We start from the raw sequence: 24,085 nt of genomic DNA on the forward strand, positions 1-24,085 counted from the left end.
AAAAAATCAAGCCTGTTCAAATGAACAGGCTTGTATTATATTGTAGGTAGAACACCGATGATCCTTGAATTGCAGTGTACATAAAAGGAGGAGGTAGGATATGTCCTATACGGCACTCTATAGAAAGTGGAGGCCTCTTGTATTTGAAGATATTGTTGAACAGGAGCATGTTGTCAGAACAATTAAAAATACCGTAAAATCTGAGAGGGTAGCTCATGCGTACCTTTTTTGCGGTACAAGAGGTACAGGCAAAACCACAATGGCAAAAATATTTGCCAGAGCCATTAACTGCCTTAGCCCCAAAGATGGGGACCCCTGCAATGAATGTGAGGTTTGCAGAGGAATTCTGGATGAATCAATTCTGGATGTTGTTGAAATAGATGCTGCATCAAACAATAGTGTTGACAACGTAAGGGAAATAAGGGATGAGGTTGTTTATGCTCCCTCACAGGCAAGATATAAGGTTTATATAATAGATGAGGTTCATATGCTTTCCTCCGGTGCATTCAATGCACTGCTGAAAACCCTTGAAGAACCACCGGGGCATGTTGTATTCATATTGGCAACAACAGACCCCCATAAATTGCCTGCAACAATTTTGTCAAGGTGTCAGAGATTTGATTTCAAGAAAATAACACCTGCCGGTATTGCCGAACGAGTAAAGGTAATTGCGCAGGCAAGCGGTATACAGATAGACGATGACGGTGCATTGTTAATTGCGAGACTGGCAGATGGTGCTTTAAGAGATGCTCTTAGTATTCTTGACCAGTGTATTGCAGAAGGCAGCAACACTATAACCCATCAAAATGTACTTGATGCAATAGGGATAGTAAGTGATGATTTTATATCGGAAATAGTGGATAATATAGAGAGTAAGAACGTTGAGGGACTTGTAGCAGATGTGGAAAAGCTTTCTGCCAGCGGAAGGGATATTCTGAGGTTTGCATCGGATTTGGTGCTGTATTTCAGGAATCTTTTGATTTGCAAGTTGAGTACAAATCCCGAAAACATTCTGGATATGGGAAAACAGTACCTCGACAAGATGAAAGCACAGTCAGAGGCCTTTTCAAAGGAGCAACTGATTGGGATAATAAAGGAGCTGTCTTCCTTTGAAACACAGCTTAAATATGCGTTAAACCAAAGAGTCTTCCTTGAAGTTATGCTTATTTCAATAAGTGTAGGAAGTTACGGCCAGAGCGGTGGCGATAATAATTTGGCAGATAGAATAGCTAATCTTGAAAGTGCAGTTAGGACAGGTGCTGTGGCTTTAGCACCGTCTGACAAAGACGGAAGCAGTGTGCCGGTTCAAACGAAGGCAGTGAATAGCAGCCCTGTTTCGACGGGAAAAAAGTTTGACAACGTGCCTCCTGTATCTGGCAGTTCAACTCCGAAAGCTTCAGCTAAAAGCAATTCTTATAATCAACTGGAGGAATGGGCAAATGTACTATCTGACCTAAAAGCGAACAGGAGGATGATGCTGTTATCGTATCTTACATCTACGAAAGCAGTGGCTGCTGATGAGTCTACGGTTCTCGTGGTATTCCCGCCTGCAGTAGTCTCACTGAAGGAAATCGTATCAAAGGCCGAGCATATTGACGTCCTTGAAAATGCTTTGGAGAGAAGACTCGGGAGACATATCCGTGTAAAGGTAGTAGATGAGGAATCACTGGAAAGCATGGTTCAAAGCGAACCTTCTTCTGCAAAGAATTCAGAAGAAAACCCATTGGTAAAGCTGACAAGGGAAATTTCAGACAGATTGAATGTCCCGCTTGATATAATAGACGAATAGGATATAATATAAATTGATAAATTTGTAAACTATTAAATTTAAAATAACAGGAGGAAGTACAGATGGCAAGAGGTGGATTCCCTGGAGGCGGTTTCGGAGGCGGTATGGGTGGAAACATGAACAACCTGATGAAACAAGCCCAAAAGATGCAGAAAGATATGGAGAAGGCACAACAGGACTTGGAAAATAAGACTATTGAGGTTTCTGTTGGAGGAGGAGCAATAAATATAGTTGCTACAGGTAAAAAGGAAATCAAGGAAATTACTATCAAGCCAGAGGTTGTTGACCCTGATGATGTTGAAATGCTTCAGGATTTGATACTGAGTGCTGTTAATGAGGCATTGAGAAAGGCCGATGAGCTGGCTAACTCCGAAATGAGTAAAATAACAGGTGGATTAGGCGGTTTACCGGGAATGTTTTAAAAAATGCTGTCATTCAGGGCATGCCCCTGTGGAGGTTAATAAATGGAATATTATGCAGTTCCCGTTGCAAAGTTGGTAGAGGAATTTCAGAAACTTCCGGGCATCGGACACAAGTCGGCACAGCGTCTGGCTTTTCATGTAATAAATATGCCAATGGAAAAGGTTCAAAAGCTGTCCGATTCAATACTGGAAGCAAAGCAGAAGACAAGGTACTGCTCGGTTTGCAGTAACCTTACCGATATTGACCCGTGCCCACTGTGCAGCGGAACTTCGAGAGATAAATCGGTTATATGTGTAGTTCAAGACCCTCGTGATGTTGTTGCTATGGAGAGGACACGTGAATTCAAAGGTCTGTATCACGTTTTGCATGGTGCAATTTCTCCAATGCAGGGAATCGGGCCTGAGGAAATCCGTATCAAGGAATTGATTTCTAGATTGGGCGGCGGAGAAGTAACAGAAGTAATTCTTGCAACCAACCCTAACGTTGAAGGGGAAGCAACTGCAATGTATATATCAAAGCTCATAAAGCCTTTAGGAGTAAAAGCAACAAGAATAGCACACGGCATACCTGTAGGCGGAGATTTGGAATACGCCGATGAGGTAACGCTTGCAAAGGCTCTGGAAGGCCGGAGAGAAATATAAATATTGTGTTAATCAAATAAATTCTGCTAACGAGCCACCCCCTGATTTCAACTTAAGGGGTGGTTTTTTATGAGCCAGTAAATATAATTTTTGAATTCCGGCGTGAGGTATCTTATGGCTGTTGAAAACAAAACAAATACAACTTTATAAAAGATATGGATTTGTCGAGGGAAGGATTCATCATACACAAAAATGTTTTAATAAAATCATGGTCAGATGGAGGATAAAAAACTCCTTCTGGACATGATTTTTTGTTGTCCAGTTACCGAAAGATTACAAACCTCTATTTTTTTACATAATTCAACAAAATCCTATTCTAATTAACATAACATGGTGATATAATAATTATGATATTTTTGATTACTTACTTTAATGGTTTAATCTGCACAAAATAAAATCTACATGGGGGATTACATATGTTGAATAAAGTTAAAATTGGCCTTAGGCTGACATTGGGATATGTAGTAATAATACTCATTTCTGTTACTTTGGTTATACTGTCGTTAATGGCACTTCAAAGGATGGACGAATTATCAGATAAAATTTACTTTAATTCCTTCGCAGCACGAGTAGCTGTATTAGAGGCAGAGGGAGATATTTTTGCAATTAACAGATCTATGAAGGATGTTGTATTATCTGATAATACAGAGCAGCTTGAAACGGCCATTAATGATATAGATAAATATACTGGAGAAATTAAACAAAATTTTGAAGATTTACAAAAAGCATTTACTGGAGACAAATCACTGGTAGATGGTCTTGTAAAGTCATTTAATGAATGGACTGCTATGCGTGAAGAAATAATTAAATTAACAAAGGAAGGAAACAAGGATCAAGCTGTTGAGAAAAGCAGGACAAACAATGAAGAACAAGTTAAAAAAATAGAAGAGTATGTTCACGCTTTGACTGAAGTTACAAAAAGTGATGCCGAAAGCTTTAACAATGAAATTTCTTATACAAACCAAGCTTCAAGAATTTTCATATTTATTTTATTAGCTGCGGTAGTAGTTGTGAGTATTTTGGTAGCAATTTTCCTTACTCTGAGCATTACTAAACCTATAAATCTGCTGAATGGGCTGATAAAACGTGTAGCTGATGGTGATTTGACAATCGAATATAATAAGGAACTTAAAGGAAGAGACGAAGTAACGAAATTGGCACTATCTTTCAAGACAATGTTGATTAATCTGAAAATGTTGGTTTCTCAGGCTTCAGAGAGTGCAACGACTATTGCATCTTCGTCCCAGCAGCTGATGGCAGGTACTCAGACAGCAACAGCCGCATCGGAAGAAATTGCAAATTCAATACAGGAAGTGGCAACAGGTGCAGAAAACCAGAATAACAGGTTAAAGGAAGTAGCCCACACAATGTCTGAACTTTCAAAAGGTGCTGAACAGACAGCTGTGAGTATGCAGAATATTGCTAATGAGGTAGGTACCGTTAACAAGCTGTCGGATGAGGGTAAACGTGACTTGGATTTGATAATAAACCAGATGAATATTATTAACAAAACATCTCAGGATTCTGTAGATAGTGTTAAAAATCTGGAGGAAAAATCAAAATCAATACAGGGAATAATTGAAGTAATAACAAACATTTCAGCACAAACAAATTTGTTGGCATTAAATGCTGCCATTGAGGCAGCACGTGCAGGAGAACAGGGAAAGGGATTTGCTGTTGTAGCCGATGAGATAAGGAAACTGGCAGAGCAGTCTGCAAACTCAACTAAGGATATTTCGGCTATTATAATTGAAATACAACAGGACATATTGGATGTTATTAAATCGATTGAAGAAGAAGAGAAGGATATAGAAGCTGGATTGGAAAGAGTAAGTTTGGCAAACCACTCCTTTGACAGGATTCTGACAGGTATAAGCGAAATTTCAAACAGAGTACAGGATGTTTCTGCAGTGGCACAGCAGATGTCAGCGGGAACTGAACAGATAGTAAACTCTATAAATTCCATATCGGATATTTCAGGAGAAAATGCGGCTATCTCGGAGGAAGTGTCAGCTTCTGTAGAGGAGCAAACCTCTACTATGGAAGAAATAACGGCATCTGCCGAGTCTCTTGCAGAATTATCGGGTAGCCTTCTGGAAACAGTATCAAAATTTAAAATGAAGTAAGGGTAATGAATCAAGGACATCCTTTTAATGGCATAATGATGTATAATTAGTATATTGTACTGTTTTGTTTAATGGAGGATGCATGTATAAAATTCTGATTGTTGATGACGAAGACGGAATACGGGCTATTATAAAAAAATACGCGGTTTTTGAGGGACATGAGGTTGTAGAAGCGACGGACGGAATGGAAGCAATTCAAGTATGCAGGGAAATGGAATTTGATATTATTGTGATGGATGTAATGATGCCTGAACTTGATGGCTTCTCCGCCTGTAAGGAAATCAGAAAGTTTAGTATGACCCCAGTCCTCATGCTTTCCGCCCGGGGAGAAGAGTATGACAAAATCCACGGCTTTGAACTTGGTATAGACGATTATGTAGTAAAGCCTTTTTCTCCAAAAGAACTTATGATGAGAATAAATGCGATTGTGAAAAGAAGCAGAGGTATATCTGAAACAGATAACAAAAAAGATATTTTTACTTTTGAAGGTTTGACAGTGGATTTTACGGGAAGGCTTGTATATATTGATAACGGAAAAATTGATATGTCGCCCAAGGAATATGATCTGTTTTTCTATATGGTTAAAAACAGGGGAATCGCACTCACCAGAGAGAGGCTTATAACAGATGTCTGGGGATATGATTTTTTCGGAGATGACCGTACACTGGACACTCATATAAAGCTGCTAAGAAAAAGTCTGGGTGATTACAGTAAAAATATAGTTACCCTAAGAGGGGTGGGCTATAGATTTGAGACATGACAAAATAAGCATAAAATACAAGATATTCCTTTACCTTACAGCCTTTGTCGCAGTAATGCTCATATTACTATGGCTGTTTCAGATAGTTTTTCTTGATGATTTCTACAAGCAGATAAAAATTCATAGCATTAAGTCAATGGCTGAGACTATCGAGAATAACGTAGACTCCGAGAATTTTCAGGAACTTCTTGATTCATTATCCCAAGAGGAAGACGCCTGCATAAAAATATTGGACGACAGCGGAAAAACAAAGTATTCAGTAGAATCCCGGCCGGATTGTATTATACACAAGCTGCCGCCCTCTGAATTATTCAGGCTTTACAGCAGTGCAGAACAAAATGGCGGCACATATCTGGAAGTATTCCCAATGGATAAGGTAATGGAAAGGCGTGTCCCTGCAGGCTATCCATTTACCAATGGCTTTGCACCTCCGGGAAACCTACCGGGTAATATGATTTACGTTAAAATAGTAAACTCAGGAAACGGGGCACATATCATTGTAATGTTGAATTCAACTATAACTCCCGTAAATGCCACAGTAAATACATTGAGAATCCAGTTAGTATGGGTTACCGGAATAACCTTGCTGCTAGCTTTGTTAATGGGGCTTTTTATTTCTAAAAAAGTTTCTGACCCTATAATCAAAATTAACAGCTCTGCAAAGGAACTTGCAAAGGGAAACTATGAAACTACATTTCATGGTCGGGGATATCTGGAAATAACTGAGCTTAACGACACTCTTAATTACGCTGCAAAAGAACTCTCAAAGGTGGAGGGTTTGCGCAGAGAGCTAATTGCGAATATTTCCCATGATTTGAGAACTCCTCTTACTATGATTACGGGGTATGGTGAGGTTATGCGGGATCTTCCCGGAGAAAATACACCTGAAAATGTTCAGATAATAATTGATGAAGCAATAAGGCTAACCACACTTGTAAATGATATTCTGGATATATCCCAGCTTCAATCAGGTACCCGTAAAATCAATGTTGAGACATTCAATATTACGGAAAGTATTAGAAGAATACTTCAAAGGTATAATAAACTTATTGAACAGGAAGGCTACAGGATAGAATTTAGAAGTGATAAGGATATATGGGTAAATGCTGATCCGGTTAAAATTTCACAGGTAATATACAACTTGATTAATAATGCCATAACATACACCGGGGCAGATAAGACGGTTACAATTATTCAAAGTAGCACTCCCGACGGTGTGAAGGTTGAAATTTCAGATACAGGAGAAGGTATATCCGAAGAAATGCTTCCCCTCATTTGGGACAGATACTACAAGATTGACAAGGCACATAAGAGAGCAACAATCGGAACAGGCCTGGGACTTTCGATAGTAAAGTCAATACTGGATATGCACGGAGCCGAATACGGAGTGGAAAGCAAGTTAGGTAAGGGAAGCACTTTTTGGTTTGAATTGACATTAAATAAAAACATTGAGTTATGAGATTACATAAGTTTATTGCAGTCAAAATTCTATTAGTGTAAAATAAAACTGCAAATAACGGTAATTTGGAGGAATGCTATAATTGAAAGATATAATATATATTACCGGACACAAAAATCCGGACACAGACTCAATATGTTCAGCTATTGCTTACGCAGAATTAAAAAAAAGACATGCTGCCCATGCAGTTCCCATTAGAATAGGAGATATAAACAAGGAAACAGAATTTGTACTAAAATATTTTGGAGTAGAGGTACCGGAATACCGTGAAACAGTCAGAACACAGATTTCAGATCTAGATATTGACGTAATAAGTCCTGTTTCGGAGGATATATCCATTAAGGCAGCTTGGAGCATAATGGTCAAGAATAACGTAAAAGTTCTCCCTGTAGCAGATGTTAAGGGGAAGCTTACCGGTATAATTACACTGTCCGATATTACCGGAAGCTATCTGGATGCACTTGAAAACAATATTCTATGCGCCAGCGGAACACCTTGCAGAAATATAATGGATACACTTGCTGCAAAGCTGGTTTGCGGAAATGAAGAAGAATTTAAATCCGCGGGTAAGGTTGTGATAGCGGCTATGGCACCTGAGGATATGATTCCTTTCGTTGATAAAGGAGATATTGTTCTGGTGGGAAGCAGAAAGGACAGCCAGCTAAAAGCCATAGAGATTGGTGCAAGCAGTCTGATAATTACCTGTGGCGCAACGGCGGACGAGGAAGTAATACGGTATGCCGAGGAAAAAGGCTGCATAGTAATGGATACCTACTACGATACCTTTACTACTGCAAGGCTTATCAACCAAAGTATTCCTGTCAGTCATATCATGACCAAGGAACAACTAATCAGTTTCAATATCAATGACTATATAGATAATATCAAGGATAAAATGCTTAAAACCAGATACCGTAGTTATCCTGTGGTTGACGATAATGGTATTATCAAGGGTTTTATTTCAAGATATCATCTTATTACACAACGTCGAAAAAAGGTAATTCTACTTGATCATAATGAAAGAGCACAGACCATTGACGGTATAGATCAGGCGGACATACTTGAAATCATAGATCACCACAGAATAGGCGATATTCAGACCGGATACCCTATATTCTTCAAAAATGATGCAGTAGGAAGTACTTCTACATTGATTGCAAATATGTATTTTGAAAACGGAATGAATCCGTCCAAAAGTGTAGCAGGTCTTTTATGCGCAGCCATTATATCCGATACTATGAAATTTAAATCCCCCACAAGCACATATGCAGACGAGTTGGCTGCAAGCAGGCTTGCAAAAATAGCGGACATTAATATAGACGAATTTGCAACATCTTTGTTTAAAGCAAACGCATCCCTTCAGGGAATGACTCCCCAGACAATCCTTGATTACGACTTTAAGGATTTTGTATTCAACAAATATAAAATCGGAATAGGGCAAATAAATTCCAGCGACTCTGAGGGTCTTCACAAGATAAAGGATGAATTGCTGAAGCATATGAGAACTGTTCTGGAAAACAAGGATTACAACCTGATTTTGCTATTGGTTACAAACATAATAAAAGAAGGCTCAGAACTTCTGTTTGTAGGAGACGACCACGCTGCCCTGATGGAAAAAGCCTTTAATATAAAAACAGGGGAAAACAGTGCTTTCCTAAAAGGTGTAGTTTCCAGGAAAAAACAGGTTGTTCCGCAGATTTCAAGTACAATTCAAAGGGAATCCATTTAAAAAACCGTATTTAATAACAAGGTATCAGTGCACATAAGTGCGTAGCTGGTACCTTTTTTGTTTTCATTTTCGTAACAATTATACTTCCAGAATTCATCCAACGTTCAGAAAATCATCACATTTTAAAGATAATATTTTTATGTAATTGTTATACCGGGTCTTAAAAAAATCGGGAGGTGAAGCATGGAAGAATTAAAATTAAGGCATGAAATAAAGCATGAAATTTCAACAACTGACTACATTGCCTTGCAGCACCGGCTTAAATTTATAGCCCAAAAGGACCAAAATGTAGATGAAAGCGGCAGATATAAAATTAGGAGTTTGTATTTTGATAATGTTGATGATAAAGCACTTAAAGAGAAGATTATAGGCCTGAATAACAGAGAGAAATTCAGAATCCGTTATTACAATGGTGACACTCGGTATATCAAACTTGAAAAGAAAGGAAAAATAAACGGACTGTGCTACAAAAAGTCCACTCGATTAACGATGGGACAGTGTGAACAAATAATTAACGGTGACATAAAATGGATGGGATTTTCAGGGGATCCGCTGCTGCTTGAATTATATACTAAAATGAATTTTCAGCAGTTAAGACCGAGAACTCTGGTGGATTATATCAGAGAGCCTTATATTTATAAACCGGGTAACGTAAGAATTACTTTTGACAGTGGCATAAAGACCGGTCTCAATTCAAAAGAGCTATTTAATCAACAATCCGCTGCAATGAATGTTCATAACCTTAACAAGATTATACTGGAAGTAAAATTTGATGAGTTCCTGCCGGAAATAATCAGGGACATCATTCAGCTTGGACAGAGGCAGAATTCAGCATTTTCAAAATATGCGGCCTGCAGAATATTTGGCTAATCTAAAATCAGGAGGGATTAAGTAAATGAATTTTAATGATATTTTTAAATCCAATTTTATTGAAAAGGTTTCATCTTTTTCACCCTTGGATATGGTAATCGCATTGGCGGTTTCCTTTGCACTTGGATTATTTATATTTTATGTATACAAGAAAACCTTTAATGGTGTAATGTACTCCGCAAGCTTTGGAGTTTCCCTACTGGCAATGACACTTATAACCACGCTGATAATATTGGCGGTAACATCCAACGTTATTCTTTCCCTTGGTATGGTTGGTGCATTGTCTATTGTGCGTTTCAGGTCAGCTATAAAGGAACCCATGGACATAGCATTCCTGTTCTGGTCCATTTCCGCAGGTATTGTAACAGGTGCGGGACTCATACCTCTGGGTGTATTTGGATCATTGTTCATAGGAGTAGTTATGGTATTGTTCGTAAACAAGAAAACCACTGATAATCCGTACATCTTGTTAGTAAATTGTACCGACGAAAAAGCAGAAAAGCTGGTCAACAGTGCAATAAGTGATAATGTTAAAAAACACATGGTTAAATCAAAGGCTGTTACCACAAGCGGAATTGAACTCACTGTAGAAGTCAGACTAAAAGACAGTACTACTGAGTTTGTAAACAGAATTTCTGATATCGGCGGAGTAACAAACACAGTACTTGTAAGCTATAACGGGGAGTACATGTCATAAATTTGGAGGCAGCTTATGATAACCGGCAAATATATAAATATACTTATTGCTGTTGTTCTGCTCGTGGTGGTTGTCTTTACCGGAATCTTTATGACTGTTCCCGGCTCAATAGGAATAACCACTGAAAATTCCCAGCCTGAATATGTTACAAAGTTGTTTAATAAGGATAAGATAATTTCTATTGATATAAAGGCAGATAAGAAAGAATGGGAAGACATGTTGAAAAATGCAACAAGTGAAGAGTATATTCAATGTGATGCAACTATCAACGGTACAACCTATAAATCGGTGGGTATAAGGCCTAAAGGTAATTCGAGCTTATCCATGGTAGCAAACAGCAATTCAGACAGATTCAGCTTTAAATTGGAGTTTGATCACTATATAGAGGGACAAACCTGTATGGGGATGGACAAAATGGTTATAAACAATATACAGGCTGACTCCACATATATGAAGGAGTACCTTTCTCTTGACATGATGTCCTATATGGGTGTTACTACTCCTTTATATGCCTACACCAATGTAACCGTAAACGGAGAAAAGTGGGGCTTTTATCTTGCAGTTGAGGCTATGGAGGAGTCCTTCGCCAAGAGAAACTATGGAGACGATTTCGGGAAATTGTATAAGCCTGAAACTATGGGAGACCGGGGAAATGGAATGATGAAGGATTTTCCGGGCAATCAGGAAGGCCAAAAGGATATTAAACGGGAAAACGGAAATCAGCAGCAACAATCAGAAGCAGTTACAGGTGCCGCTGCCAAAGGCAATGGAATGAATGGCAAAGAAAATACAGCTGATACGAAAAATAATAATCAAGACCAACAAAAAGACCCAAATAATCAGAATCAGGGCGAAAATCAGGGAGGTCCCGGAGGTTTCCCGGGAGGGCCGGGATTCGGCGGATTTGGGAATAACCAAGGCGGAGGGGCCGACCTGAAATATATCGATGATAAAATAAGCAGTTATTCAAACATATTTGAAGGGGAAATATTTAAAGGTACCGATGCAGACTATAAAAGAGTTATAAAAGCTATTGAGAATCTAAACAACGGAACAGAACTTGAAAAATATATTAATATTGATGAATGTCTTAGATATTTCGCAGTAAATACAGTGGTAGTTAACCTGGACAGTTATTTCAGCAATATGAAGCATAACTATTACCTTTATGAGGACAACGGTCAGCTTTCAATGCTCCCATGGGATTATAATCTTGCTTTTGCAGGATTTCAGTCGGGGTCGGCGTCGGCAGCGGTAAACTTCCCTATAGACACGCCGGTATCAGGCATTGAAATGTCTGAGAGACCGATTTTAAACAAACTTCTTGAAGTTGATGAGTATAAGGAAAAATATCATAATTATTTGCAGGACATAATTAACGGGTATTTTGACAACGGAGAATTTGACAAAAAAGCGGATGAACTGAATTCATTGATTGGGGAGTATGTTAAAAATGATGCAACGGCATTTTTTTCATATGACAAATATACCTCAGGCATAGCTATGCTGAAAGAATTCGGCAAGCTAAGAGCAAAAAGTATTCAGGGACAGCTTGACGGAAGTATTCCATCAACTACCCAAGGACAGTCAAAGGCTTCTGACAAATTAATAGATGCATCTGCAATAAACCTTTCAGTTATGGGGACACAAGGCGGAGGCGGCAGAATGGGCAGAGATGGTGCAAACCAACCGCAAGGAGAGCAGCAACAAGGTGATAATCAAATACCTCAGGAAGGAATGGAGCCGCCTCAAGGGAACCAACAGCAAGGCAATGGCCAAATACCACAGGGAGGCATGGAACCGCCCCGAGGGAATCAGCAGCAGGGTGATGGTCAAATGCCACAGGGAGGAATGGAGCCGCCACAAGGGAACCAACAGCAAGGTGATGGTCAATTGCCGCCGGGTGATATGCAGGGCTTCGGGGATATGCCTGACAGGGATGTGATGATGCAGGCGATGAAGATAATGCAATCCGCCAACGGAAAAGATTTGACTGACGAACAGCTCCAGCAATTAAAAGCACTTGGAATGACTGACGAACAGATAAATTTTACTAAAAATATGCCCTTCGGAAATGGAGGCATGAGGGAAGGCGGATTTCCTACACAAAACGGTAAAAATGATATAGGAACCCATAATATGCAGTCATTAACACGAATGTCTGTTGAGGATGCTGTGGTATTGGGAGTTTGTTTAGCATTTATGGCAGCAGGACTGTTATTTGTCGTAAAATTTAAACGTAGAAAAAGCAGTTGATAAATATATCTGGCCAAAATGAGAAAAGCTATATTAAACAAGGTTTTGGGACTGTTTCCATGAGTTGACACAAAATTTGCTTTTTAGTATATTAGGTTTATACGAGACGGTTGCGTAAATAAACTTTGCATATATATGGCGTGGAGGTTGGATTATTTGTTAACTAAAGTTTTACTGCTTGTGATTCTTGTACTGCTAAATGCATTTTTTTCGGGGTCTGAGATTGCCCTCATTTCTTTGAATGACAAAATAATTAAGAAGCAAGCGGAAGAGGGAGATAAAAAAGCAAAACAGCTCTATAGCTTTCTTAGCGAGCCAAGCAGGTTTTTGGCAACCATTCAGATAGGTATAACATTGGCAGGTTTCCTTGCAAGTGCATTTGCAACGGAAAGCTTTGTGGACGATTTAACAGGATTATTGATAAAGGCGGGTTTGCCTGTTGCTGAATCCGTTATCAGAAGTGTTTCACTTGTAGTGATTACCATAATTCTTTCGTACTTTACATTGGTTTTCGGTGAGTTGATACCTAAAAGATTGGCAATGCAAAAGGCGGAGTTCTTAGCCAACATTGCTGTAGGACCATTGATGTTCTTATCCCGCGTAACAAATCCTTTTGTAAGATTTCTGACGTTTTCAACAAACTTCTTCATTAAGATTTTTGGAGGAAATCCGGCAGGTGGGGACGACGAAAAAGTAACCGAGGAAGAAATCAGGATGATGATGGAAGTCGGAGAAGAGAGAGGCGTTATTCAGGATTCTGAAAAGGAAATGATTGACAATATATTTGAGTTTGATAATAAACATGTTTCTGAGATAATGACGCATCGTACAGATATCGATGGTATCCCTGTGGATTCAGACCTTGAATATGTTTTATATGTCATGAACCGGGACAAATATACCAGAGTGCCTGTTTACAGTGAAAATTTGGATAATATTGTGGGCATACTGCATGTAAAGGATTTATTGGAGTACACGCAAAATAATGCTAAGGACTTTAGCCTGAAAAAAATTACAAGAAGTGCTTACTTTGTTCCGGAATCAAAGAGAACTGACGAGTTATTTAAAGAAATGCAGAAGAACAAGGTTCATCTGGCAGTTGTAATAGATGAGTACGGTGGCACAGCGGGAATAGTTACAATAGAAGATTTGCTGGAAGAAATAGTTGGAAACATTTTTGACGAATACGATGTAGAACAAAAAGATATAGAATATCTTGAGAATGATACTTATATTTTCGGTGGTGCAATCAGTCTTGACAAGGTTGAGGAAGTATTGGACGAAGATCTTCCTGCTGACGAATTTGATACCTTGGGAGGTTTTATTCTAAAGCTTCTGGGTCGAATACCAAAAGTAGATGAGAAACCTATTGTTCAGTATGAAAATATAGTTTTTAGAGTAACCGAAATGGAAGGTAAGAGAATAGTAAAGGTACAGGCAAGTAAAAAGGAAAATGTTTAAAAAAGGGTTATTAGACTGTCTCACACAGATTATTAAATCTTGTTGAGGCAGTTTTTTTATACCTTTATTAAATATTTTAATCAACATTTCATAAAAATTAATAATTCAGTTAAAAAAATTAAAAATAATATTGACATTATATGAGAATGAGCATAATATATTAATATAAGATTAATAATATTAATTGACGGATTAAAAAAATTAATTAATTGTCTGGGAAAATTAACATTAGCGGATATAAACAAATTTAACTTAATTAAATTCAAGAGGTGATTTTATGGCAAGAGAAGCTATCGGCAAATGCCCGGTCTGCGGAAACGAGACTGAAGTAACAAGGATAACATGTAACAGCTGTGATACTGTTATTGAAGGGCATTTTAAACTATGCAAGTTCTGCAAGCTTACAAATGATCAAAGAGCATTTTTGGACGTATTCATAAAGTGCAGAGGAAATATAAAGGAAGTTGAAAAAGAGCTGGGCGTGTCATATCCCACAGTAAAGAATAAGCTGGAAGATGTAGCGGCCGCACTTGGACATAAAGGTGAACCGCAGCCCGAAGTTCCAGGTAGAAAGAAGGAAATACTTGATAAGCTTAACAGCGGAGAAATTAGTGTTGAAGAAGCAATAGAACTGATGAAGGAATAACATTTTTCTATCTGAAATTTAGGAGGGATTTAAATAATGTCTATAAGCGAAGAAAAATTATTAATACTAAAGATGCTTGAAGAAAAGAAAATCACAAGCGAAGAGGCTGCAAAATTACTGGCGGCTCTTGATGAAAAGGCAGAACAGGAATCTGCTAATGGATACAAAGGTAACCAAAAGGCAAACGGCTTTACTGAAGAGGCAGCAAAAGTAAGAGAAAAGGTTAATGAATGGAAAAAAGGATTCAAGAACAATTATAATCAGGCTGATTTTGATAATATGATTGATGATTTTGCTAATAAAGCTGAAAAAATCGGTAAAAACGTTGCCTCAACAACATTTGGAATTGTAGACAAGGTAATAGATTATGTAGGAAGCTTCGTAGATACAAATTCTTTTAACGTTTTCGGAAGCTGTCAAACGGTTCAAAAGAACTTTGAGGTCTACCCTTCCGAAGATGCAACCTTTGACATAGCAGGAGTAAATGGAGCAATTACTATAAAAAAGCATCTCGATTCAAAAATTGTTATTATATCAAGAATTAAAAGCTCAGTGCCCGACGGAGAGGGAGTTGTTACATTTTCCGATGATCCGGCCAATATTTCTATAAAGGTTAACAGTACTGGATTTAATGTTAGTGTATCCCATGAAATATTTATTCCTGACATTAAGTTTAAAAAAATTGCAATTCAGAACTCAAATGGTAAAATATATATTGAAGATTCTATTTCTGAAGAAATCACAGCTGTTACCAAAAATGCACATATAGAGTTGATGGGAGTAAACAGTGACAGGATTTCCGTAAACACAAAAAATGGTAGAATCCAGTTAAATTACATTATCGGGGACACCATTGATATAAATACCTCAAATGCTGTTATAGATATAAAACACATAAAAGCAAAATCTGTTAATGCAGTTACAAAAAATGGCAGAATTAGTATTGAAAATGCCCAGAATGTTAATGGGGAAACTGATATGGATATGTACCTCAAAACCTCAAATGGGGGCATAAAGGTGAATATGAATGATATGGACAGCAGGGTTTACAAAGTAAAAGCCCATGCAACCAATGGAACTATCAACTTGCTGGTTCCGGAAATTCTATATCATAATGTTAACCGTCAGGGTACAGGCGGAAGTTTTATCGAAGCGGAAAGCAAAAATTATGAGTCTGGACTCTGCAAGGTTAATATAACCGCAGAAACTATGAACGGTCATGTAGAAATTGTAAAGTAGTACAAATAACCACCGTAAACTTACCCATACTATAAAATAGATATTTTCCACCAAAATAAACAGTCTGAAAGCTAAGCTTTCCAGACTGTTTATTTTTTGTAGATTAAATTAATTGTTCATGATATAATATTGAATTGCGTGTGGGATTTTACTGTATATTCAGCATTTATGCAAATTAATGCATATTAGCAAATTAATATATAAAACTATTACTTATTAGCCAAAAAATAGAAACTGTTGTTTTACGGAGGAATTTATGTTTGACAAACTTCAGGCTGCAGAAGACAGATACGAGGAGATAAGCCACAAGCTTAGTGACCCCGATGTCATTAACAACCAGGATGAATATAAAAAATATATGAAAGAGTATTCTGATCTGGAAGAAATCGTTCAGAAGTACAGGGAATACACAAAAGTAACAAAAGAAATTGAAGAGGCAAGAGAACTTCTTGATCAGACTTTGGACAAGGACTTCAGGGAGATGGTTCAGCAGGAGTTTCAAGAAGCTCAGGAAAAACTTGAGGTAATAAAAAGACAGCTGAAAATATTGATTGTACCCAAAGACCCAAATGATGATAAAAACGTTATTGTTGAAATACGTGGAGGAGCTGGCGGTGAAGAAGCTGCATTATTTGCCGGAGTACTTTTCAGAGCTATGACAAAGTATGCGGAAAAAAAACGTTGGAAGTATGAAATTATGGACTCCAATCCTACCGAATTGGGCGGTTTCAAGGAAGTTGTGTTTTCCATAGAAGGAAAGGGTGCGTACAGCAGGCTTAAATTTGAAAGTGGAGTACACAGGGTTCAAAGAGTACCATCTACAGAATCAAGCGGACGTATTCACACCTCAACCATAACTGTTGCCGTTTTGCCGGAAGTTGAGGAAGTTGACGTAGATATCAATCCCAGTGATTTAAGGATAGACACTTACAGAGCCAGCGGTGCAGGAGGACAGCACATTAACAAGACTGATTCTGCAATAAGAATAACCCATATGCCTACAGGAATTGTGGTAAGCTGTCAGGATGAACGTTCACAGCACAAAAACAAAGATAGGGCTATGAAAATACTTCGTTCAAAACTTTATGAAATAGCGCAGGAACAGCAGATAAACGAGGTTGCTCAGGACAGGAAGAGTCAGGTTGGAACAGGTGACAGAAGTGAAAGAATCAGAACCTACAACTATCCTCAGGGACGAGTAACCGACCATCGTATCAATCTTACACTGTACAAGCTGGAGCAGGTACTTGACGGAGACCTTGACGAACTCATAGATGCTCTCATAACTACAGACCAATCCGAGAAGCTCGGAAGCGGTACTGATGATGAGGATTAATGAGTGTAAATAAAAAAGTAGGACAATTTAATAATATTCCACACCAAGCAGGAATAGTATGTTTAGTAGACATACTATTTTGAAAGAGGAAATTAATGTGGAACATATATTGAAGATAACAATTGTGGGCTTGATATCAGGCATTACCGGAACAGGTATTGGCGGATTGATAGCCTTTTTTGTGGATAAAAGGATAAGCAACAGGCTGCTTAGCTCAATTTTAGAATTTTCAGCAGGATTGATGACAGCTGTAGTGTGCTTTGAACTCGTCCCCGAAGCCTTTAAGATTGCGGGACTGAATTTGACAATCATAGGAATGGGCTTGGGGATATTGATTGTAATAATCCTTGACGATATGGTGAAAAGGCTTGATAGCGTGAAAAATACAAAAGGCAATTCAAGTTTGCTTCGAGCGGGAATACTTGTATCGGTAGGTCTCGCACTTCATAACCTCCCTGAAGGATTTGCCGTTGGTTCAGGCTTTGAAGCTTCTGTTAAGCTAGGGCTTACTCTTACTATTATAATTGCCATTCATGATGTACCCGAAGGTATTGCAATGGCACTTCCCATGAAAATAGGGGGTTTTTCTGCAAAAAAGGCTTTTCTGTTGACTGTACTGTCAGGGGTACCAATGGGCTTGGGAGCTTTTATTGGAGCAGTTTTAGGCCATGTCTCCCAGCAATTTATTGCACTGTGCCTTGGCTTTGCTGGAGGAGCCATGTTGTATGTAGTCTTCGGTGAACTTATCCCAGAATCCAAGAGGATTTATCTGGGGAGAATGTCATCGGTAGGCAATATATTGGGAATAGTATGTGGTATAATAGTAACGATGCTCAATTAGTACCAATACCATATTAGAGGTGAAATATTTGAAAACACAGGTTATTAAAATAGATGTAGAAAATATAGACATAATTGCATTAGAGCCGGCTGCTGAAGCGTTAAAGCAGGGCATGACCGTGGCTTTCCCTACAGAAACTGTGTACGGCCTGGGAGCCAATGCCCTTGACGGAGTAGCTGTAAACAAAATATTCAAGGCTAAGGGAAGACCGTCCGATAATCCTCTTATAGTACATATCGCAGACAGAGAGAAGGTATCGGAGTTGACTTCCTTTATCCCTAATAAAGCGGTTGCATTAATGGACAAGCTTTGGCCCGGGCCGCTTACCCTCGTAATGAAAAAAAGTTCTGTTATTCCAAGAGAGATAACAGCAGGGCTGGATACGGTTGCCATAAGAATGCCGGGACATCCTGTTGCCCTTCAACTTATAAAACTTGCAGGTATTCCTGTTGCCGCCCCCAGTGCCAATGTTTCGGGCAAACCGAGTCCCACTACCGCACAGCATGTACTGGATGACCTAGAAGGGAAAATAGAAATAATAATTGATGCAGGCAGTTCCAGAGTAGGACTTGAATCCACTGTTCTTGATGTTTCGGTAGACCCTCCGGTGCTTTTAAGGCCGGGAGGAATAACACCACGCCAAATAGAAGAAATTATAGGACATATAGATATTGATAAGACGATTATGGAGAAAGCGACTGCGGATAATGTACCAAAGTCACCGGGAATGAAGTACAAACACTATTCTCCCAAGGCCCATGTTATTATAGTTGAAAGCAGCGATATGGACAAACAGGCTGAAGTACTGTGCCGTTTAGCGGAAAAATATATAAAGGAAGACAAAAAAGTTGGAGTATGTTCTACAGATCAGACCTTTGACAGGTATCCTCTCTATGAGACGATTTCCATGGGCGACAGAAATCACCCCGAAACTATTGCATCCAGCCTGTTTTCAATTTTAAGAGAATTTGATGACAGGGGAGTTGACATTATTCTGGCAGAAGCTGTTGATCAAAACGGTGTAGGATTGGCAATAATGAATAGGATGGTAAAAGCAGCCGGATATGATATTGTCAAGGCAGACCTTGTTTAGTTTTATTTTGGAGGTTGACAATGAAGGAAAGTAACTCATTAACAGATTCCATAAAGATAATATTCGTTTGTACCGGTAATACATGCCGCAGTTGTATGGCAGAAGGATTGATGAAAGAGGCTTTAAAAGATCTGCAGAATTCCCGAAGAATAATAACCGTATCAAGGGGAATAAATGCATTTGACGGTGAGCCAGCTTCGGGGCACTCCATAAAAGCACTGAAAAACCTGTGTAATATAGACATATCTTCTCACAAGGCAAAAATGCTCAGCAATATGGATGCAGAACAGGCAGATTTGATTCTGACAATGACAAGACAGCACAGGGATATTATTAAAAGATTATGGCCCCAGAAAAAAACTCAGATTTTTACATTAAAAGAGTATGTTTATCCGGATTTAAACCCAGATGGTAGTGTGGCTGATATAAGTGATCCCTACGGAATGCCGTATGGCGTATACGAGGCTTGTGCCAAGGAATTACAGGAATGTATAAAACTGCTTTTAAACAAATTGAGTTTTTTTTGACATGTAATAATTTATACTATAAAATAATTAAAGATGTGATTATAGTTATAGAGTAATTTTGTCAATTTTTGGAGGAATTATGATTGCAATAGGAAGTGACCATGCGGGATATCTGTTAAAAGCAGATATTATAAAGTTTTTGGAGAGCAAGGGACTTGAGGTGAAGGACTTTGGTACAAACTGTCCGGATTCAGTTGATTATCCTGATTATGGACGGGCTGTAGCAGAGGCTGTAGCCAGTAAGGAATGTGAAAAAGGTATTTTAATATGCGGTACCGGGATTGGCATTTCAATAGCTGCCAATAAGGTTCCGGGTGCAAGAGCAGCATTGTGTACCGACAGCTATATGGCCAAAATGTGCAGACAGCACAATGATGCCAACATAATCGCTATAGGCGAAAGAGTTGTAGGACCGGGACTTGCTCTCGATATAATTGAAACATGGCTGGAAACAGAATTTCTTGGTGGAAGACACCAGAACAGGCTTAACAAAATTTCAGACATTGAAAAAAAATATTTGATAAAGTGAGGAATTTAAAAATGGAGAATGTATTTGTTTTTGACCACCCGCTCATACAACATAAGATATCGCTACTTAGAGACAAGAACACAAATACAAAGGAATTCAGAGAATTAGTAGCAGAAATAGCAATGCTTATGGGTTACGAAGTTACCAGAAATATGCCACTAAAAGAAGTGGAAATTGAAACTCCTATAGGAATGGCTAAAACCAAGGTTATTTCAGGAAAGAAACTTGGAATAATCCCGATATTGAGAGCTGGTCTGGGAATGGTTGACGGTATGCTGAGACTTATCCCAATGGCAAAAGTAGGACATATCGGGTTATATAGAGACCCGGATTCATTAGAACCGGTTGAATACTACTGCAAGCTGCCAGTTGACGTTGAGGAGAGAGAGATAGTTGTTCTTGACCCAATGCTCGCTACAGGTGGTTCGGCATCAGCAGCAATCCAGTTTATCAAAAACAGAGGCGTAAAGAATATAAAGCTTATGTGCCTTATTGCTGCAAAAGCAGGAATTGAGAGAATGCAGAAGGATCACCCGGATGTTGAAATCTACTGCGCAGCAGTTGATGAAATCCTTAATGATCATGCATATATCGTTCCCGGACTTGGAGATGCAGGCGATAGATTATTCGGAACAAAATAATTAAACAGTTATATTTGTGGATTTTATCTTAAGTAAAAGTTTAACTTTAGGGGGTGCTTTATGAGGCCGTCTTGGGATGAATATTTTATGCAGATTGTAGAACTGATTAAGACCAGGTCTACCTGTATAAGGAGACAAGTGGGTGCCGTTATCGTAAAGGATAAGAGGATACTTGCCACAGGGTATAACGGTGCTCCGGTGGGCTGTAAGCACTGCTCTGAAGTTGGATGCATGCGAGAAAAGTTGAATATCCCGTCGGGGCAACGACATGAATTATGCAGAGCAATTCACGCAGAGCAGAATGCCATTGTTCAGGCTGCATATAGCGGAACCAGTGTAAGCGGGGCTACGTTGTATGTTACAAATCAACCTTGCGTTCTGTGTGCCAAATTGGCCATTAATGCAGGCATTGTCAGAATTGTATTTAATGGTGAATATCCTGATGAACTGGCGATGACGCTACTCAGTGAAGCCGGTATAGAGGTTGTTAGATTATAGAACTATGACCTAGGTATTGACACTTAAAACATGATAATTAACAGAGGGGGACTGCCTCCCTCTATTTTGATGTTTGGATGGTATGTTTTTAGTGGTTTTGTCTATGGTTATAATACAAGAAGGTGTTTAAATGTCGAGTGTATATGAGTATTTTATTTCTTTCACCCTTGCATTTATAGTTGCTTTTTCAGCTACTCCGGCAGTAAAAAGCCTTGCTTTTAAATTAGGGGTTGTTGACGTTCCCAAAGACAGTCGAAGGATGCACAAGAGACCAACTGCATTGTTGGGCGGTTTGGCTATAATTGCGGGGTTTTTTGTTTCAATACTATTTAGTATAGTCAGCTCCAAACTATTAAATGTAGGGACTGCTTTGGTTTTTGACAGGCGTTTTCTGGGATTAATAGCAGGCAGTTTAATTATTGCAGTATTGGGTTTTATAGATGATAAACTGGCATTAAGCGCAAAGCTTAAATTTCCTATTCAGATAGTAGCCGCTCTTATAGTTGCATTAACCGGTACCAGGATTGAATTTGTAACCAATCCTTTCTCGGTCATTGGAATATCAACCTTTGGACCATGGATTTCATACCCGTTGACTGTAATATGGATTGTAGGTATTACAAACGCAATCAATTTTATTGACGGATTGGACGGACTGGCGGCAGGAGTATCGTCAATTGCTTCCATGTCTTTATTCTTTGTTTCTGTAATGAGGGGTGATCCCGATATACGTACAGCGGTACTGGCTGCAATTCTTGCAGGGTCTGTACTGGGTTTCTTACCTTATAATTTCAATCCTGCAAAGATTTTTATGGGAGATACGGGAGCAACATTTTTAGGATTTGTACTGGGAACGATATCCATCCAAGGTACATACAAGTCTTATACGGCCATAGCTATAGCCGTACCGTTGCTGGTTCTGGCACTACCCTTGTTTGATACGCTTTTTGCCATTCTTAGAAGAGTTGCAAGTGGTAAATCACCAATGGCTGCGGACAGAGGACATTTGCACCACAGACTTGTTGATATGGGGCTTACCCAGAAACAATCGGTCTTGGTTATATACGTTGCAAGTGCGGCACTGGGATTATGTGCTGTAGTACTTGACTATAAAGGGCCCGTTAGTGCCATTATATTGGTAATAGCGGTAGCTATATTCATAGTAGGCGGATCAATGTATATGAGTGAAGTGAACAGTGCCAGCAGGGCAAAAGAGGTTCACTACCTGTACAACCCGTCAAGAATGTCTATAATAGGAGGTAGAAAGTTGGACAGACTAAAGGTAATGACAATATTCGGTACAAGACCTGATGCCGTTAAGATGGCACCTCTTGTAAAGGAACTGGAAAGGTGCGATAAAATTGATTCCATTGTGTGTGTAACAGCTCAGCACAGAGAGATGCTTGATCAGGTATTGAAAATGTTTGAGATTACACCTCAGCACGATTTGAATATAATGCAGAGCAGACAAACCTTAACAGGTATTACAACAAGGGCTCTTGAAGGCCTTGAGAAGGTTATGGAACAGGAAAAACCTGATATAGTACTGGTGCACGGCGATACTACAACGTGTTTCGTGGGCAGCCTTGCAGCCTTTTACAAGCAAATAGCTGTTGGACATGTAGAAGCAGGCTTGAGGACATTTGATAAGTACTCTCCATATCCGGAAGAAATGAATAGGAAACTTACCGGGTCAATGGCTGATATTCACCTTGCGCCAACTCAAACAAACAGAGAAAATCTTTTAAGAGAAGGTGTAAGTCAGGATTCAATATATGTTACGGGTAATACTGTAAATGATGCATTAAAAACAACTGTAAAAGAAGACTATACCTTTCAGTGCGAAGAACTCAGAGGTATTGACTTTAAAAATAAAAGAATTATTGCTGTTACTGCCCACAGAAGAGAAAACCTTGGGGAACCACTTCACAATATCTGTCGTGCACTTGCTGCAATTGTTGATAAGTATGACGATGTTGAACTGGTTTATACAGTTCATTTAAACCCGGTTGTACAGGAAACAGCCAAGGAGATACTTGGCGGAAAAGAAAGAGTTCACTTAATCCCTCCCTTGGACGTTCAGGATATGCATAACCTTATGGCAAGGTCATACATGATAATGACAGATTCCGGTGGAATACAGGAAGAGGCACCAACTTTGGGCAAGCCTGTTCTTGTATTAAGAAAAGAAACCGAAAGACCGGAGGCTGTTAAAGCAGGTACCGTAAGACTTGCAGGAACAGTTGAAGGCGAGATAATAGAACATGCATCAAAGCTTCTTGATGACAAAGAGGACTATGATAAAATGGCAAAGGCAGTAAACCCATATGGTGATGGACATGCTTCTGAAAGAATTGTCAAAGTACTTCTGTATCACTTCGGTATAACAGATGAAATACCTCAGGAGTTTAGTGTTTGATTCTGCAAAATTTAATAATTAAGACTATTTTAAAGGGGCTGTTGTCCATGAATAATTGCTATTCATTGGACAACAGCCCCTTTTTTCAGATTTTATATTATTCCT

The 24,085-nt window shown here is 38.9% G+C and carries 21 protein-coding genes and 1 pseudogene; all 22 read left to right on the forward strand.

All coding sequences use genetic code 11. From position 1 onward, the window contains the following. The first annotated feature begins 100 nt into the window (after positions 1–100). A complete protein-coding gene (gene dnaX, locus CLO1100_RS01285) occupies positions 101–1,789 on the forward strand; it encodes a DNA polymerase III subunit gamma/tau (RefSeq protein WP_014311957.1) in 1,689 nt (562 codons plus the stop codon). A 62-nt stretch (positions 1,790–1,851) separates the two neighbouring features. Continuing rightward, complete coding sequence (locus CLO1100_RS01290; protein ID WP_014311958.1) at positions 1,852–2,211, forward strand: YbaB/EbfC family nucleoid-associated protein; 360 nt, start codon at positions 1,852–1,854, stop codon at positions 2,209–2,211. A gap of 42 nt (positions 2,212–2,253) precedes the next feature. Further along, on the forward strand, positions 2,254–2,853 hold the full coding sequence (gene recR, locus CLO1100_RS01295) for a recombination mediator RecR (RefSeq protein WP_014311959.1): 600 nt from the start codon (positions 2,254–2,256) through the stop codon (positions 2,851–2,853). Positions 2,854–3,269: 416 nt separating this feature from the next. Next, on the forward strand, positions 3,270–4,979 hold the full coding sequence (locus CLO1100_RS01300) for a HAMP domain-containing methyl-accepting chemotaxis protein (RefSeq protein ID WP_014311960.1): 1,710 nt from the start codon (positions 3,270–3,272) through the stop codon (positions 4,977–4,979). Between the two features lie 82 nt (positions 4,980–5,061). Continuing rightward, complete coding sequence (locus tag CLO1100_RS01305; protein ID WP_014311961.1) at positions 5,062–5,739, forward strand: response regulator transcription factor; 678 nt, start codon at positions 5,062–5,064, stop codon at positions 5,737–5,739. Beyond that, on the forward strand, positions 5,729–7,198 hold the full coding sequence (locus CLO1100_RS01310; protein ID WP_014311962.1) for a HAMP domain-containing sensor histidine kinase: 1,470 nt from the start codon (positions 5,729–5,731) through the stop codon (positions 7,196–7,198). The genes CLO1100_RS01305 and CLO1100_RS01310 overlap by 11 nt, the downstream gene beginning before the upstream one ends. 82 nt (positions 7,199–7,280) lie before the next feature. After that, positions 7,281–8,927 (forward strand): putative manganese-dependent inorganic diphosphatase, encoded by a 1,647-nt coding sequence (locus tag CLO1100_RS01315; protein WP_014311963.1) that lies wholly within the window; start codon positions 7,281–7,283, stop codon positions 8,925–8,927. 183 nt (positions 8,928–9,110) lie between these two features. Next, the gene (locus CLO1100_RS01320) at positions 9,111–9,797 is read left to right on the forward strand and encodes a polyphosphate polymerase domain-containing protein (protein ID WP_014311964.1); all 687 of its coding nucleotides are present in this window, start codon (positions 9,111–9,113) and stop codon (positions 9,795–9,797) included. Positions 9,798–9,822: 25 nt separating this feature from the next. Continuing rightward, entirely contained in the window at positions 9,823–10,494 is a 672-nt protein-coding gene (locus CLO1100_RS01325) for a DUF4956 domain-containing protein (RefSeq protein WP_014311965.1), read from the forward strand. Between the two features lie 15 nt (positions 10,495–10,509). Beyond that, positions 10,510–12,750 (forward strand): CotH kinase family protein, encoded by a 2,241-nt coding sequence (locus tag CLO1100_RS01330; protein ID WP_014311966.1) that lies wholly within the window; start codon positions 10,510–10,512, stop codon positions 12,748–12,750. Positions 12,751–12,906: 156 nt separating this feature from the next. Further along, entirely contained in the window at positions 12,907–14,211 is a 1,305-nt protein-coding gene (locus tag CLO1100_RS01335; RefSeq protein ID WP_014311967.1) for a hemolysin family protein, read from the forward strand. A 277-nt stretch (positions 14,212–14,488) separates the two neighbouring features. Then, positions 14,489–14,857, forward strand: coding sequence for a DUF2089 domain-containing protein (locus CLO1100_RS01340; RefSeq protein WP_014311968.1), 369 nt, complete (start codon positions 14,489–14,491; stop codon positions 14,855–14,857). Positions 14,858–14,893: 36 nt separating this feature from the next. Beyond that, positions 14,894–16,096: a DUF4097 family beta strand repeat-containing protein gene (locus tag CLO1100_RS01345; protein ID WP_014311969.1), complete on the forward strand. Its 1,203-nt coding sequence runs from the start codon at positions 14,894–14,896 to the stop codon at positions 16,094–16,096. A gap of 256 nt (positions 16,097–16,352) precedes the next feature. After that, complete coding sequence (gene prfA / locus CLO1100_RS01350) at positions 16,353–17,432, forward strand: peptide chain release factor 1 (RefSeq protein ID WP_014311970.1); 1,080 nt, start codon at positions 16,353–16,355, stop codon at positions 17,430–17,432. 58 nt (positions 17,433–17,490) lie between these two features. After that, positions 17,491–18,273: a ZIP family metal transporter gene (locus CLO1100_RS01355; RefSeq protein WP_014311971.1), complete on the forward strand. Its 783-nt coding sequence runs from the start codon at positions 17,491–17,493 to the stop codon at positions 18,271–18,273. 28 nt (positions 18,274–18,301) lie between these two features. Continuing rightward, complete coding sequence (locus CLO1100_RS01360; protein ID WP_014311972.1) at positions 18,302–19,366, forward strand: L-threonylcarbamoyladenylate synthase; 1,065 nt, start codon at positions 18,302–18,304, stop codon at positions 19,364–19,366. A 20-nt stretch (positions 19,367–19,386) separates the two neighbouring features. Continuing rightward, positions 19,387–19,893 carry a low molecular weight protein arginine phosphatase gene (locus CLO1100_RS01365; RefSeq protein ID WP_014311973.1) on the forward strand — a complete coding sequence of 169 codons (507 nt, stop codon included), beginning with the start codon at positions 19,387–19,389 and terminating at the stop codon, positions 19,891–19,893. Positions 19,894–19,969: 76 nt separating this feature from the next. Then, on the forward strand, positions 19,970–20,422 hold the full coding sequence (rpiB, locus tag CLO1100_RS01370; RefSeq protein WP_347456369.1) for a ribose 5-phosphate isomerase B: 453 nt from the start codon (positions 19,970–19,972) through the stop codon (positions 20,420–20,422). 11 nt (positions 20,423–20,433) lie between these two features. Continuing rightward, positions 20,434–21,063, forward strand: coding sequence for a uracil phosphoribosyltransferase (gene upp / locus CLO1100_RS01375; RefSeq protein WP_014311975.1), 630 nt, complete (start codon positions 20,434–20,436; stop codon positions 21,061–21,063). 60 nt (positions 21,064–21,123) lie between these two features. Beyond that, entirely contained in the window at positions 21,124–21,561 is a 438-nt protein-coding gene (locus tag CLO1100_RS01380) for a cytidine/deoxycytidylate deaminase family protein (RefSeq protein WP_004619728.1), read from the forward strand. Positions 21,562–21,820: 259 nt separating this feature from the next. Beyond that, a pseudogene (locus CLO1100_RS20925) lies at positions 21,821–22,420 on the forward strand (MraY family glycosyltransferase); the annotation flags it as partial. 408 nt (positions 22,421–22,828) lie between these two features. Continuing rightward, positions 22,829–23,980 (forward strand): UDP-N-acetylglucosamine 2-epimerase (non-hydrolyzing), encoded by a 1,152-nt coding sequence (gene wecB, locus CLO1100_RS20930; RefSeq protein ID WP_278244406.1) that lies wholly within the window; start codon positions 22,829–22,831, stop codon positions 23,978–23,980. Positions 23,981–24,085 lie beyond the last annotated feature (105 nt).

It is taken from the genome of Clostridium sp. BNL1100 (assembly GCF_000244875.1).
GTDB lineage: Bacteria > Bacillota > Clostridia > Acetivibrionales > DSM-1351 > Ruminiclostridium.

Bases quoted from the DNA above. Each gene is read 5' to 3' on its own strand.
- dnaX (WP_014311957.1), top strand. From the start codon at position 101: ATGTCCTATACGGCACTCTATAGAAAGTGGAGGCCTCTTGTATTTGAA.
- CLO1100_RS01290 (WP_014311958.1), top strand. From the start codon at position 1,852: ATGGCAAGAGGTGGATTCCCTGGAGGCGGTTTCGGAGGCGGTATGGGT.
- recR (WP_014311959.1), top strand. From the start codon at position 2,254: ATGGAATATTATGCAGTTCCCGTTGCAAAGTTGGTAGAGGAATTTCAG.
- CLO1100_RS01300 (WP_014311960.1), top strand. From the start codon at position 3,270: ATGTTGAATAAAGTTAAAATTGGCCTTAGGCTGACATTGGGATATGTA.
- CLO1100_RS01305 (WP_014311961.1), top strand. From the start codon at position 5,062: ATGTATAAAATTCTGATTGTTGATGACGAAGACGGAATACGGGCTATT.
- CLO1100_RS01320 (WP_014311964.1), top strand. From the start codon at position 9,111: ATGGAAGAATTAAAATTAAGGCATGAAATAAAGCATGAAATTTCAACA.
- CLO1100_RS01325 (WP_014311965.1), top strand. From the start codon at position 9,823: ATGAATTTTAATGATATTTTTAAATCCAATTTTATTGAAAAGGTTTCA.
- CLO1100_RS01330 (WP_014311966.1), top strand. From the start codon at position 10,510: ATGATAACCGGCAAATATATAAATATACTTATTGCTGTTGTTCTGCTC.
- CLO1100_RS01340 (WP_014311968.1), top strand. From the start codon at position 14,489: ATGGCAAGAGAAGCTATCGGCAAATGCCCGGTCTGCGGAAACGAGACT.
- CLO1100_RS01345 (WP_014311969.1), top strand. From the start codon at position 14,894: ATGTCTATAAGCGAAGAAAAATTATTAATACTAAAGATGCTTGAAGAA.
- prfA (WP_014311970.1), top strand. From the start codon at position 16,353: ATGTTTGACAAACTTCAGGCTGCAGAAGACAGATACGAGGAGATAAGC.
- CLO1100_RS01355 (WP_014311971.1), top strand. From the start codon at position 17,491: ATGTTTAGTAGACATACTATTTTGAAAGAGGAAATTAATGTGGAACAT.
- CLO1100_RS01365 (WP_014311973.1), top strand. From the start codon at position 19,387: ATGAAGGAAAGTAACTCATTAACAGATTCCATAAAGATAATATTCGTT.
- upp (WP_014311975.1), top strand. From the start codon at position 20,434: ATGGAGAATGTATTTGTTTTTGACCACCCGCTCATACAACATAAGATA.
- CLO1100_RS01380 (WP_004619728.1), top strand. From the start codon at position 21,124: ATGAGGCCGTCTTGGGATGAATATTTTATGCAGATTGTAGAACTGATT.